Source organism: Thauera propionica, assembly GCF_002245655.1.
Lineage (GTDB): Bacteria > Pseudomonadota > Gammaproteobacteria > Burkholderiales > Rhodocyclaceae > Thauera > Thauera propionica.
In genome coordinates this window covers 25,386-38,235 of sequence record NZ_NOIH01000009.1, presented here as the reverse complement: position 1 = coordinate 38,235, position 12,850 = coordinate 25,386, and the positions used below count along the sequence as shown (strand labels likewise).

Here is a 12,850-nt window from a genome sequence, read left to right as displayed (position 1 = left end):
TTCACTAGGCGAAATCGGACCAGACGAGTAACATTTGAGTTCCACAACCCATGCTCATATCGAGCGTTACCGTGCCCGCCAAGAAGATCGACCCCGTCCCCGCCACCGAGGGCAAGAATCCCATCCAGGTCATCGATCGCATGATGAAGCTGCTGGACGTGCTTGCCCAACACCCCGACCCCGTGCCGCTCAAGCAGCTCGCGCTGGAAACCGGGTTGCATCCGTCGACGGCGCACCGCATCCTCGGGGCGATGACGCAGAGCGGCTTCGTCGACCGTTCGGAGGCCGGCATCTACCGCCTCGGCATCCGCCTGCTCGAGCTGGGCAGCCTGGTGAAATCGCGCATTTCGCTGCGCGATACGGCCATGCCCCTGATGCTGAAGCTGCATGCCGCGACCGGCGAAAGCGTGAACCTCGGCATCCGCGCCGGCGACGAGATCGTCTATGTGGAGCGCACCTCGAGCGGCCGCTCGTCGGTGCGGGTGGTGCACATCGTCGGCGCGCGCGCGCCGCTGCACACCACGGCCACCGGCAAGCTGTTCCTGGTCGAGGACGGTCTCGATCGGATTCGCGACTACGCTCGTCGCACCGGCCTGCCGCCGTCGACGCCCGCCTCGATTACCACCCTGCCCGCGCTGGAAAAGGAACTCGACCGCGTACGCCGCCACGGCGTGGCTTTCGACCTGGATGAAGTGGAAGCCGGCGTGCGCTGCATCGCGGCCGGCATCCGCAATGATGGTGGCGAACTGGTCGCGGGCCTGTCGCTGTCTACGCCTTCCGAGCGCTTCAACCCGGACTGGGCGCCGCTGGTGCGTGAGACCGCGGACGAAATCTCGCGCTTGCTCGGTTACACCCCGGCCCGCGGCGCCTGACGCCGATCAGCCCTCGCGCCGGATCGGCGCAGCCGCCATGCGGTGGGCGGCGACCTGCTCCAGCCACTTGCGTACCCGCTTGGCGTCGGCCGTGCGGGTGTAGCGACCGCTGGAGTCCATCAGCACCATGACCACCGGCTGCTGCTGCAGCCAGGTCTGCATCACCAGGCAGCGCCCGGCCTCGGAGATGTAGCCGGTCTTGGACACGCTGATCGACCATTCCGGGCTCTTGACCAAGCCATTCGTGTTGCCGAAGCGGGTCATGCGGCCGCGGACGTCGACGTAGCGCTCCTGCGAGGTCGAAAACTCGCGGATCAGCGGATAGGACGCCGACGCCGACACCATCTTCGCCAGATCGCGGGGGCTCGAGACATTGGCCGGGTTGAGGCCGGTACTGTCATGGAAGCGGGTGTTCCACAGTCCCAGCAGGCGAGCCTTGACGTTCATCGCCTCGATGAAGGCCTGCTCGCCGCCCGGGTAATAGCGTGCCAGCGCCGACGCGGCACGGTTCTCGGACGACATCAGCGCCAGATGCAGCATCTCCTCGCGGGTGAGCGTGGTGCCGAGGGCCAGACGCGAACTCGTACCCTTCAGCGTGTCGATGTCGCCGCTGGAGATGGTCAGCGGCTCGGACAGGCTCTGGCCCGCATCGAGCACGACCATGGCCGTCATCAGCTTGGTGATCGACGCGATCGGCACCACCGCAGAGGCATTGCGTTCGAGCAGCACCTCGCCGTTGGCGGGGTTGACGATGTAAAACGCACTGGAACCCAGTTCGGGCAGTCCATTGGCATCGAGCGCAAGAGGAACGTCGGCGGCTTCGGTATCCGGCGCAATCAGCGCAGTGGTCGCAGCGGCGGGCGCCATGCGCACTGCAACGCGCTGGACATTCTTGGCTGCGGACTTGCTGCCGGACTTGGCCACGGCCTTGCGCGCCGTCGGTTTCACCGCCGCCTTTTTTTTCTTTGCGGTCATCTTGGCGACTGGCTTCTTCGCGGCAGGCTTGGCGCCGACCTTTGTCGCATTGCTGGTGGAGGCCTCAGCCAGATTGGAAACCGGCTGCAACATGAACAGGCCGAGCACGGCGGCGGCAAGCAGGGAGCGTGGTTTCATGGCGAGGAGTGCTACCGAAGATATACCCAGCTTAAATCTGTAACAGAAATAAGTAGATAGCAAGACTTTTTGAAGCTGATTCGCGGAATGCAGGGAAATTGTCACACGAATGCCCGTTTCGGGCATCCCCTGATACAAAAAATCCCGCACAACTTGGGGCTTGTCCGTCTACAGGCGAAGGAAGTCCGCCAGCTCGCCGCGCCGCGCCATCGCATCCTCGTAGCCGAGCTCGATCAGCGCCTGCGTGAAGGCGGGTTCGAACAGCAGGTAGGACAGCAGCGTCGAGCCGTCGCGCCGCATCGCGCCAAAGCTGCGCAGCACGGTCCGCAGCAACAGGGGCAAGGCCTTGCGGTGATGTCCTGCAATTGCATCCAGCCGCCGCGAAGGCAGCATCACCAGCGTTTCGATGGGCTTGAGCGGCGTGCCTGACGCCTGGCGCTGCTCAGGGCTCATCGCCCCCACGGTCTGGTTGATGCGGTGCAGGCGCTCCAGATCGACCGCAAGCGTGTCGAGGAAGATGCTCGACAAGGCGTGACCGGCGATCTGCGCCGGCGACGGATAGGACTCGGCGCGCTGGCGCCCCTCCTCCGCCAGCCGCCCCGCACCGATCACCATGATGCGGTCGGCGCCGAGGTGGATGGCCGGGCTTACCGGCGCCAGCTGGCGCATCGAGCCATCGCCGAAGAACTCACGATGGATGTGCACCGCAGGAAACACGAAGGGCAGCGCGCTGGTCGCCATCAGGTGATCGACGTTGATCCGGGTGCGAACCCCCATGCGGTGCGTGCGCCGCCAGGGCTGGATGTCGTCCGCGGCCTCGAAGAAGGCCAGACTTTCCCCCGACGCATAGCCCGACGCGGTGACGCTGAGCGCACGCAGATGGCCACGGCGGATGGAACGGTCGATGGCCGAGAAGTCGAGCACGCGCCCCAGCAGTTCGCGCAGCGGAGCGTTGTCGAGCAGCGAACGCGGCGTCTGCCGGATCGCCCAGCCTGTTCCGATCGCCGAAGCCCAGCGTGCGGCGCTACCCAACAGCGCGACCGGGTCGGCACGATAGACCTGGTCGACGTGGAAGTGGCGCCAGATGTACTCGATCTGGCCGACTGCATGGTTGAAGCTGCTCGAATACACCGCCAGCGCGGCGGCATTGATGCCACCCGCCGAGGTGCCGCACAGGATGGGAAAGGGGTTGCCGCTCCGGCGCCCGCGCAGTTCGCGGATCGCGGCCAGCACCCCTACCTGGTAGGCGGCACGCGCGCCGCCCCCCGTCAGTACCAGCGCAGCCTGCCCGCCCCCGCCCTTCATCTGTCGTCGCGCCCGTCCGTGCTCACCCGGGTAGCATGAACGAGATGCAGCGAGGCGGGCAAGCGCTCAGCCGTGCTGGCCTGCCTCAACCACCGTCAGCGCAGTCATGTTGATGATGCGGCGCACGGTGGCCGACGGCGTGAGGATGTGCACCGGTTTGGCTGCACCGAGCAGGATCGGGCCGACGGTCATGCCTTCGCCTGCCGCGTTCTTCAGCAGGTTGAAGGCGATGTTCGCCGCATCCAGCGTCGGGAAGATCAGCAGGTTGGCGTCCTCGCGCATCTTGGCGTTGGGGAAGATCTGCAGGCGATGCTTGGCATCCAGCGCCGAATCGCCGTGCATCTCGCCCTCGACCGCGAGATCGGGATGCTGAGCGTGCAGCATGCGCAGCGCGGTGCGCATCTTCTCGGCGGTGGGCGAATCGGCCGAACCGAAGGACGAATGCGACAGCAGCGCCACCCGGGGCTCGACACCGAAGCGCTTCATCTCTTCGGCCGCCAGCAGTGTCATCTCGACGACTTGCGCCGGCGTGGGGTCATAGTTGACGTAGGTGTCGGCCAGGAACAGCGTGCGGCCAGGCAGGCTCAGCAGGTTCACCGTGTACAGGTGATCGACGCCCTCGCGGCGCCCGAGCACCGTTTCGACGAACTCGCGGTGCAGGCGGTGCATGCCATAGGTGCCGCAGATCAGGCCATCGCCGTAGCCGAACTTCAGCAGCAGCGTGCCGATCAGCGTGGTGCGGCGACGGACTTCCTTCTTCGCATACTCCACCGACACGCCGCGGCGCTCCATCAGCTCGTGGTAGTGCTGCCACAGCTGGTTGAAGCGCGGGTCGGAGTCGGGATTGACCAGCTCGTAGTCGCGATCGGCCGCCATACGCAGGCCGAAGCGTTCGATGTTGGCCTTCACGATGTCGGGACGCCCGATCAGGATCGGGCGCGCCAGACCCTCGTCGACCACGGTCTGGACCGCGCGCAGCACCTTCTCGGATTCGCCTTCGGAGAAGATGATGCGTTTCGGGTTCTTGCGCGCGGCGGCGAACACCGGCTTCATGATCAGGCCGGAGTGCCACACGAAGTTGTTGAGCTGGGCGCGATAGGCTTCCCAGTCGGTGATCGGGCGCGTCGCCACCCCCGAGGCCACCGCGGCTTCCGCCACGGCCGGCGCGATCTTGACGATCAGGCGCGGATCGAAGGGGCGCGGGATGATGTACTCGGGGCCGAAGCCACCCACCTTCTCGCCATAGGCCGCAGCGACGATGTCGCTCTGCTCGACGCGCGCCAGCTCGGCGATGGCCTTCACCGCGGCAAGCTGCATCTCGTCGGTGATGGTCGTGGCGCCCACGTCCAGCGCACCACGGAAGATGAAGGGGAAGCACAGCACGTTGTTGACCTGGTTCGGGTAGTCCGAACGGCCGGTCGCAATCAGCGCGTCGTCGCGCACGGCCTTGACCTGCTCGGGCAGGATCTCGGGCGTGGGGTTGGCAAGCGCCAGGATCATCGGATTGGGCGCCATCTTCGCGACCATTTCCGGCTTCAGCACGCCGCCGGCGGACAGACCGAGGAACACGTCGGCGCCCTCGATGACCTCGGCGAGCTTGCGCGCATCGGTGTGCTTCGCGTAGCGCGCCTTGATCGGGTCCATCAGTACGGTACGGCCCTCATAGACCACGCCTTCGATGTCGGTGACCCAGATGTTCTCGACCGGCACGCCGAGCTTCTCGAGCAGCCCGAGGCAGGCCAGCGCCGCCGCACCCGCGCCGGAGGTCACGAGCTTGACCTTCTTCAGGTCCTTGCCCTGCAGGTGCAGGCCGTTGAGGATGGCCGCGCCGACCACGATCGCGGTGCCATGCTGGTCATCGTGGAAGACCGGGATCTTCATGCGCTCGCGCAGCTTCTTCTCGATGTAGAAGCACTCGGGCGCCTTGATGTCCTCGAGGTTGATGCCGCCGAAGGTCGGCTCGAGCGCGGCAATCATGTCGATCAGCTTGTCGGCATCGGGCTCGTCGATCTCGAGGTCGAACACGTCGATGCCGGCGAATTTCTTGAACAGCACCCCCTTGCCTTCCATCACCGGCTTCGAGGCCAGCGGGCCGATGTTGCCCAGGCCCAGCACCGCAGTGCCGTTGGTGACCACGCCGATCAGGTTGGAACGCGCGGTCAGTTCGGCCGCCTGCGCCGGATCCTCGACGATCGCATCGCACGCCGCCGCGACGCCGGGCGAATAGGCCAGCGACAGGTCGCGCTGGTTGGACAGCACCTTGGTCGGCGTCACCGAGATCTTCCCGGGACGCGGGTAGCGGTGGTAATCGAGGGCGGCACTACGGATCAGTTCATCCATGGTCTTCTTCCTGTCTCGTCTTCAGTGTGGAGTGCGCGACACGCACGGCCGACGGTCCCGACAACTCGGCAAGCCGGACGACCCTCGCGCGACCCGGGCAGGATACTCCGAAACGCCAATCTTTCATATTGCGAAAAGAAGACTTGCAATGTGAAACTCGCTCGCAGCAGGCATCGGGCCAGCGCCCGCATGAATAATAGTCTGTGCGCCGCTCACCGATAGTTACGACCCCGTTCATCAGAGGGGTTTGGTCGTGGCATAATTACGGGCTTTCACCGATTGCGATTTGACGCAAGGTCTGTCGCAAGCGGAGGTCGGGGCGCTCCAGCCGGGCGCCCGAGCAGCCCGCCGGCCAGGCAGCACCTGCTTCAACGATGGCCGACCGACGGGAATGGTTTCGCATCACAGCACGGGAGAGCTGTACACATGTCTCAGAACCACGCCCAGGCGGCCATTGCCGCTGCCCCCGAATACGTTCGCCACGAAGGCCTGAAGCAGTGGGTCGGCGAGATCGCCGCCCTGACCGAGCCCGACCGTGTCGTCTGGTGCGACGGGTCGCAGGAAGAATACGACCGCCTGTGCGCAGAAATGGTCGAGTCCGGCATGCTGATCAAGCTCAACCCGGAGAAGCGCAAGAACTCCTACCTCGCCTGCTCCGACCCCTCGGACGTCGCCCGCGTCGAAGACCGCACCTTCATCTGCTCGCAGAACGAGGCCGATGCCGGCCCGACCAACAACTGGGAAGACCCCAAGGTCATGCGCGAGACCCTGAACGGCCTGTTCAAGGGTTCGATGCACGGCCGCACGATGTACGTGATTCCGTTCTCGATGGGCCCGCTCGGCAGCCCGATCGCCCACATCGGCATCGAGATCTCCGACAGCCCCTACGTCGCCACCAACATGCGCACCATGACCCGCATGGGCAAGGGCGCCATCGAGGTGCTCGGCACCGACGGCGAGTTCGTGCCCTGCGTGCACACCGTCGGCGCCCCGCTCGCCCAGGGCGAGAAGGACAGCCGCTGGCCGTGCAACCCGACCACCAAGTACATCGTCCACTTCCCCGAAACCCGCGAAATCTGGTCCTACGGCTCGGGCTACGGCGGCAACGCGCTGCTGGGCAAGAAGTGCTTCGCGCTGCGCATCGCGTCGACGATGGCGCGTGACGAAGGCTGGCTGGCCGAGCACATGCTGATCCTCGGCGTCGAGTCGCCCGAAGGCGAGAAGACCTATGTCGCCGCCGCCTTCCCGTCGGCCTGCGGCAAGACCAACTTCGCCATGCTGATCCCGCCGAAGACCTTCGACGGGTGGAAGATCACCACCGTCGGCGACGACATCGCCTGGATCAAGCCGGGCAAGGACGGCAAGTTCTACGCCATCAACCCCGAAGCCGGCTTCTTCGGCGTCGCCCCGGGCACGTCCGAGAAAACCAACTTCAACGCGATGGCCACGCTGAAGGAAAACATCATCTTCACCAACGTCGCACTGACCGACGATGGCGACGTGTGGTGGGAAGGCATGACCAAGGAGGCGCCCGCCCACCTGATCGACTGGCAGGGCAAGGACTGGACGCCGGAAATCGGCCGCGAGACCGGCCGCAAGGCGGCACATCCGAACTCTCGCTTCACCGCCCCCGCCGGCCAGTGCCCGTCGATCGACCCGAACTGGGAAGATCCCGCTGGCGTGCCCATCTCGGCCTTCATCTTCGGCGGCCGTCGCGCCACCACCGTGCCGCTGGTGTACCAGGCCTTCAACTGGAACTTCGGCGTCTACATGGCATCGACGCTCGGCTCCGAAACCACCGCCGCCGCCTTTGGCGCGCAAGGCGTGGTGCGTCGCGATCCGTTCGCCATGCTGCCCTTCTGCGGCTACCACATGGGCGACTACTTCAACCACTGGCTGAAGATGGGCCACGTGGTCGAGAACACGCCGAAGATCTTCTGCGTGAACTGGTTCCGCATGGATGAGAACGGCAACTTCATGTGGCCGGGCTTCGGCGAGAACATGCGCGTGCTGAAGTGGATCGTCGACCGCTGCAAGGGCAAGATCGCTGCCAAGGAAACCGCGCTGGGCTGGATGCCGCGCTTCGAAGACCTCGACTGGACCGGCTCCGACGTCACCCGCGAGGAGTTCGAAGCCCTGACCCAGGTCGACGCCGACGCCTGGCGCGCAGAGCTCAACCTGCACAAGGAATGGTTCGACAAGCTGCAGGATCGCCTGCCGCGCCAGCTGGTGCTCAAGCGCGAACTGTTCGAGCTGGCGCTCAACGCCGACTGAACCAGCCCCGGGCGCTGACGCGCTCCGCATCGAAAAAGCGCCGCCGGTCGGCGCTTTTTCTTTTTCGGGCGACAATGCCCAACTCCGCTGCACAGGACATCCGCCATGCTTCACCGCTCGACCCGCCTCGACGAAATCCAGCCCTTCCACGTCATGGAGCTGTTGCGCCGCGCGCGCGAACTCGAGGCGCAGGGGCGCGACATCATCCACATGGAGGTCGGCGAACCGGACTTTCCGACGCCGCAGCCCATCGTCGAGGCCGCAACGCGCTTCATCGCCAGCGGCGACGTGCACTACACGCCCGGGCTGGGCCTGCCCGCGCTGCGCGAAGCCATCGCGCGCTTCTACCACGACCGCTTCGGTGCCGACGTCAGCCCCGAGCGCATCATCGTCACCTCCGGCGCATCGGGCGCGCTGATGCTGGCTCTGGCGGCGACGACCGAACCGGGTGACGAGTGGCTGCTGCCCGATCCCGGCTATCCGTCAAACCGCCACCTGGTGCGCAGCTTCGAAGGCCGGGCCCGCGCGCTGCCGGTGGACGCCGCGAGCCGCTACCAGCCCACGCCGGCACAGGTGGACGCGGCCTGGGGCGAGCGCGTGCGGGGCCTGATGATCGCCACCCCGTCGAACCCGACGGGCACCCTGCTGAACACGGCCGGGATCGCCGCACTGCATGGCGTCACCCACGCGCGCCGCGGCGTGCTGCTGGTCGACGAGATCTACCAGGGGCTGACCTACGGCGTGGCATCCTCCACCGCCCTCGCCCATCCCGTGCTGAACGCCGCCGACGACCTGTTCGTCGTCAACAGCTTCTCGAAATACTTCGGCATGACGGGCTGGCGGCTGGGGTGGCTGGTGGCGCCGAGCGGCATCGTGCGCGACATCGAGAAGCTCGCCCAGCATTTCTTCATCTCGCCGTCGACGCCGGCCCAGCATGCCGCACTGGCGGCCTTCCGGCCCGAAACGCTGGAGATCCTCGAAGCGCGCCGCCGCGAGTTCGCCGCGCGGCGGGACACGCTGCTGCCCGCACTGCGCGAGCTGGGCTTCACCGTCGCCACCGAACCGCAGGGTGCCTTCTACATCTACGCCGACGTATCGCAGCTGGCGGAGGATTCGGAGGCTTTCGCGCGCCGCCTGATCGAAGAGGCGGGCGTCGCCGCAACCCCCGGGCTGGATTTCGGCCACCACCTGCCGCGCAAGCACCTGCGCATCGCCTACACGACGCGCCGGGAACGCCTGCTCGAAGCAGCCGAACGCATCGCGCGACTCGTGCCTTGAGGGTCAGACTCTAAGGATAGCGCCGGCGCACACGCACCGGCGCGAACTCAGCCAGCGGATTCAGGCGTCTCGGTCTTGACCAGGGCCTCGCGGCCCGACGCGGCCACCAACCGCTTCTTCACCGCCATGACCTTGCGCGTGTAACGCGCCTTCGGGTCCTTCAGCGCGCCGTTGTAGTACTGCAGCGCGCGCTGCATGGAGCCATAGCGCTGCAGGCCTTCCTGCAGCACCTGGGTACCGACGCGGACATTGAGCTCAGGGTCGAACAGCGCGTACTTGCCGCGCTTGGTGCCGATCTTGTCCTGGTGGAAGCGCGGAATCACCTGCATCAGCCCCTGCGCCCCCATGTTGCTGACGGCGCGCGGATTGAAGCTGGACTCCACCGCCATGATCGCAACGATCAGCAGCGGGTCGAAACCGTGCTCCTGCGCCGACTCCTCGGCCGCCAATAGCGCCGTCTCCAGCACCTCGTCGGAAACGCGGTAGGTGTCCGAGATCCAGTCACGCACACGCGCCATCTCGGGCGACAGACCCTCGTCGCCCCCGGCCGTCAGGTCGAAACCCGGCAGGGCAAGGGCCTCGAGCGCCGTGGCGTGACGAACGCGCGGTGCGGGCACGCTGAGACCGGGCGCCGACTGGCGTGGCGCCTTCAGCGCCGGCGCGGCGCGATCGGCCTCGGCCAGCGCCATGGCTGCCTCGCCCACCGTGGGGCCGACCTGCAGGTTACCGCGGGTGTTTGCGTAGCTTACGGTTGCGGGCGCACCACCTTCGGTGGCGATGTAAGCCATGCCCATGAGACCAAAAGAAAGAACGGCGCCGTGCGCGATGCTGAACACGACCCCGCCCGCCTGACGCGCGAGCGCATTGATTCGAGTTGCGTGTTTCATGGTGTCCTCCATGCTGTGGCCAGAGGGACTGCGGTCGGAGCGCCGTGGTAGGGGCCTCCGGGACTTCTGCAAGGTCAGCAGAAGCAAGTGCAGGGGCAGCGGATGGGCTGCGTCCTGCGTGCAGTCACGCTCGGTCGCCAGTAGGTGTTCAAGCCAGTCGCCGCAACCAGACGACGGGCCCCGCGGTGCGTGCGTCCATGAAACTGCGTCTCCCCTTCAGGAAGGCGCCGCACCGAAATGGGTCAATGAATAAGAATGCTGCAGAGCAACAGAGGGCGGATTTTATTGTCGGGCAAACATTTTGTCAAAACTTGACATGCAGGTATGCCGACTTCAAGCCGATCGTTCCTGTTCCAGCAGCGTGCCGAGGCGAGCCCAGTCGAAGCACGGCCCCGGGTCGGTCTTGCGCCCCGGCGCGATGTCCGAGTGACCCACGACGGCCTCGACCGGATAGCGTGTCTCGAGCTCGGCAACCAGCCGGGCAAGCTGCTCGTACTGGGCAGCCTCGAACGGCAGGGTGTCGCAGCCCTCGAGTTCGATGCCGATCGAGAAATCGTTGCAACGCTCCCGGCCCTGCCACGACGACACCCCTGCGTGCCACGCTCGCAGGTCCGGATCCACGAAGCGGATCAGCTTGCCATCGCGGCGGATGAAGTAATGCGCCGACACGCGCAGGTGATGAACTTCCCCGTAATAGGGGTGCTCGCCCGGATCGAGCGAATTCGTGAACAGCTGTGCCACGCCAGGGCCGCCGAACTCGTCGGGCGGCAGGCTGATGGCATGCACCACGATCAGGCGGATGGGCTCGCCCTCGGGGCGTTGATCGAAATTCGGAGAAGGGAGGAAGAGCGTCAACGTCGCCCCGCCCTACTCTTTTGACTGGAGGATGCCGTGCTGGAGCAGGTAGCCCAGCACTTCGTCGGCCACCTCCTCCACCGAACGGTTCGCGGTATCGAGCCGTATCTCCGGCGTCTCCGGCGCCTCGTAGGGCGAGTCGATGCCGGTGAAGTTCTTCAGCTCACCCCGCCGCGCCTTCTTGTACAAGCCCTTCGGGTCGCGCGACTCCGCCACTTCCAGCGGCGTGTCGACGTGGATCTCGACGAACTCGCCCTCCTCCACCAGCGTCCTCGCCATGCGCCGTTCGGAGCGGAAAGGCGAGATGAAGGCGGTGAGCACGATCAGGCCGGCGTCCACCATCAGTTTCGCGACTTCCGCCACGCGGCGGATGTTCTCCACGCGGTCGGCGTCGGTGAAGCCCAGGTCCTTGTTCAGGCCGTGGCGGACATTGTCGCCGTCGAGCAGATAGGTGTGGTGGCCCAGCGCGTGGAGCTTCTTCTCCACCAGGTTGGCGATCGAGGACTTGCCCGCGCCGGACAGCCCGGTGAACCACAGGATGCAACTCTTCTGGCGCTTCAGGTTCGACCGCGCCTGCTTGTCGACGTCCACATGCTGCAGGTGGATGTTGTGCGCGCGCCGCAGCGCGAAATGCAGCAGGCCCGCGCCCACCGTGTTGTTCGACAGGCGGTCGATCAGGATGAAGCCGCCGGTATCCCGGTTGACCTGGTAGGGGTCGAAGGCGATCGGCCGGTCGAGCGACAGGTTGCACACGCCGATGGCGTTCAGCTCGAGCTTCTTGGCCGCGATGTGCTCGAGCGTGTTCACGTTCACCTGATACTTGATGTCGGTGATCGTGGCCGTGACCGTCTTGGCTCCGATCTTGAGCAGGTAGGGACGGCCGGGCAGCATCGGTTCGTCGTGCATCCACACGATCGTGGTCTCGAACTGGTCCGCCACCTCGGCGGGCGCGTCCACGGTCGAGATCAGGTCGCCGCGCGAAATATCGACTTCGTCGGCGAGGGTCAGCGTCACCGATTGGCCGGCCACCGCCAGCGGCAGGTCGCCGTCCCGGGTGACGATGCGCGCCACCGTGCTCTCGCGCCCCGACGGCTGCACGCGGACGCGATCCCCTGGGCGGATCGCACCGCCTGCGATGGTGCCGGCAAAGCCGCGGAAATCCAGATTGGGGCGGTTGACCCACTGCACCGGCAGGCGGAACGGGGCGCGCTGCATGCGGGCCTCGTCGACCTCCACCGTCTCCAGGTAGCCCATCAGCGTCGTGCCGTGGTACCAGGGCATGGCTTCGCTGGGGGCAATGATGTTGTCGCCCTTGAACGCCGACAGCGGAATGAAGGTGACGCTGTCGAGCCCGATCTGCGCCGCGAACGCGGAGAAGTCCTCGACGATGCTGCGGAAGACCTTCTCCGAGTAGTCAACGAGGTCCATCTTGTTGATCGCCACCACCACCTGGCGGATGCCCAGCAGCGACACCAGGTAGCTGTGGCGCCGGGTCTGCGTGAGCACGCCCTTGCGCGCGTCGACCATCAGGACCGCAACGTCGGCCGTCGAGGCGCCGGTGACCATGTTGCGGGTGTACTGCTCATGGCCCGGCGTGTCGGCGACGATGAACTTGCGCTTGTCGGTCGAGAAGAAGCGATAGGCGACATCGATCGTGATCCCCTGCTCGCGCTCGGCGGCCAGGCCGTCGACCAGCAGCGCGAAGTCGATCTGGTCACCCTGCGTCCCCCACTTCTTCGAATCGGCCTCGACGGCCGCGAGCTGGTCCTCGAACAGCATCTTCGATTCGTAAAGCAGGCGGCCGATCAGCGTGCTCTTGCCGTCATCGACGCTGCCGCAGGTGATGAAGCGCAACAGGCTCTTGTTCTCGTGGTTCTTGAGGTACTGCTCGATATCGGTGGCGATGAGGTCGGAAACGTGTGCCAT

At 66.0% G+C, this 12,850-nt stretch carries 9 protein-coding genes; 3 read left to right on the top strand and 6 right to left on the bottom strand.

What is annotated here, in order from left to right:
* Nucleotides 1-50: 50 nt before the first annotated feature.
* On the top strand, nucleotides 51-872 hold the full coding sequence (locus tag CGK74_RS09270) for an IclR family transcriptional regulator (RefSeq protein WP_094268208.1): 822 nt from the start codon (nucleotides 51-53) through the stop codon (nucleotides 870-872).
* Nucleotides 873-878: 6 nt separating this feature from the next.
* On the opposite strand, the gene pbpG is transcribed toward CGK74_RS09270, so the two are convergent.
* The 3 genes from pbpG to CGK74_RS09255 form a co-directional block, all read right to left on the bottom strand.
* Nucleotides 879-1,985 (bottom strand): D-alanyl-D-alanine endopeptidase, encoded by a 1,107-nt coding sequence (gene pbpG / locus CGK74_RS09265; protein ID WP_094268207.1) that lies wholly within the window; start codon nucleotides 1,983-1,985, stop codon nucleotides 879-881.
* Between the two features lie 168 nt (nucleotides 1,986-2,153).
* Nucleotides 2,154-3,290 carry a patatin-like phospholipase family protein gene (locus CGK74_RS09260; protein ID WP_094268206.1) on the bottom strand — a complete coding sequence of 379 codons (1,137 nt, stop codon included), beginning with the start codon at nucleotides 3,288-3,290 and terminating at the stop codon, nucleotides 2,154-2,156.
* 66 nt (nucleotides 3,291-3,356) lie between these two features.
* Nucleotides 3,357-5,630, bottom strand: coding sequence for an NADP-dependent malic enzyme (locus CGK74_RS09255; protein WP_094268205.1), 2,274 nt, complete (start codon nucleotides 5,628-5,630; stop codon nucleotides 3,357-3,359).
* Between the two features lie 426 nt (nucleotides 5,631-6,056).
* Between CGK74_RS09255 and CGK74_RS09250 the strand changes: the two genes are divergently transcribed.
* Entirely contained in the window at nucleotides 6,057-7,904 is a 1,848-nt protein-coding gene (locus CGK74_RS09250) for a phosphoenolpyruvate carboxykinase (GTP) (RefSeq protein ID WP_094268204.1), read from the top strand.
* A 105-nt stretch (nucleotides 7,905-8,009) separates the two neighbouring features.
* Nucleotides 8,010-9,182: a pyridoxal phosphate-dependent aminotransferase gene (locus CGK74_RS09245; RefSeq protein ID WP_094268203.1), complete on the top strand. Its 1,173-nt coding sequence runs from the start codon at nucleotides 8,010-8,012 to the stop codon at nucleotides 9,180-9,182.
* A gap of 47 nt (nucleotides 9,183-9,229) precedes the next feature.
* Here the strand turns inward: CGK74_RS09245 and CGK74_RS09240 are convergent, their stop codons facing one another.
* From CGK74_RS09240 to cysN, 3 genes are all read right to left on the bottom strand, one after another.
* Nucleotides 9,230-10,069 carry a transglycosylase SLT domain-containing protein gene (locus CGK74_RS09240; protein ID WP_094268290.1) on the bottom strand — a complete coding sequence of 280 codons (840 nt, stop codon included), beginning with the start codon at nucleotides 10,067-10,069 and terminating at the stop codon, nucleotides 9,230-9,232.
* Nucleotides 10,070-10,402: 333 nt separating this feature from the next.
* The gene (ampD, locus tag CGK74_RS09235; RefSeq protein ID WP_094268202.1) at nucleotides 10,403-10,924 is read right to left on the bottom strand and encodes a 1,6-anhydro-N-acetylmuramyl-L-alanine amidase AmpD; all 522 of its coding nucleotides are present in this window, start codon (nucleotides 10,922-10,924) and stop codon (nucleotides 10,403-10,405) included.
* Nucleotides 10,925-10,936: 12 nt separating this feature from the next.
* A complete protein-coding gene (gene cysN, locus CGK74_RS09230) occupies nucleotides 10,937-12,850 on the bottom strand; it encodes a sulfate adenylyltransferase subunit CysN (RefSeq protein WP_094268201.1) in 1,914 nt (637 codons plus the stop codon).

Bases quoted from the DNA above. Each gene is read 5' to 3' on its own strand.
- CGK74_RS09240 (WP_094268290.1), bottom strand. From the start codon at position 10,069: ATGAAACACGCAACTCGAATCAATGCGCTCGCGCGTCAGGCGGGCGGG.
- CGK74_RS09270 (WP_094268208.1), top strand. From the start codon at position 51: ATGCTCATATCGAGCGTTACCGTGCCCGCCAAGAAGATCGACCCCGTC.
- CGK74_RS09255 (WP_094268205.1), bottom strand. From the start codon at position 5,630: ATGGATGAACTGATCCGTAGTGCCGCCCTCGATTACCACCGCTACCCG.
- CGK74_RS09260 (WP_094268206.1), bottom strand. From the start codon at position 3,290: ATGAAGGGCGGGGGCGGGCAGGCTGCGCTGGTACTGACGGGGGGCGGC.
- CGK74_RS09250 (WP_094268204.1), top strand. From the start codon at position 6,057: ATGTCTCAGAACCACGCCCAGGCGGCCATTGCCGCTGCCCCCGAATAC.
- cysN (WP_094268201.1), bottom strand. From the start codon at position 12,850: ATGGCACACGTTTCCGACCTCATCGCCACCGATATCGAGCAGTACCTC.
- CGK74_RS09245 (WP_094268203.1), top strand. From the start codon at position 8,010: ATGCTTCACCGCTCGACCCGCCTCGACGAAATCCAGCCCTTCCACGTC.
- pbpG (WP_094268207.1), bottom strand. From the start codon at position 1,985: ATGAAACCACGCTCCCTGCTTGCCGCCGCCGTGCTCGGCCTGTTCATG.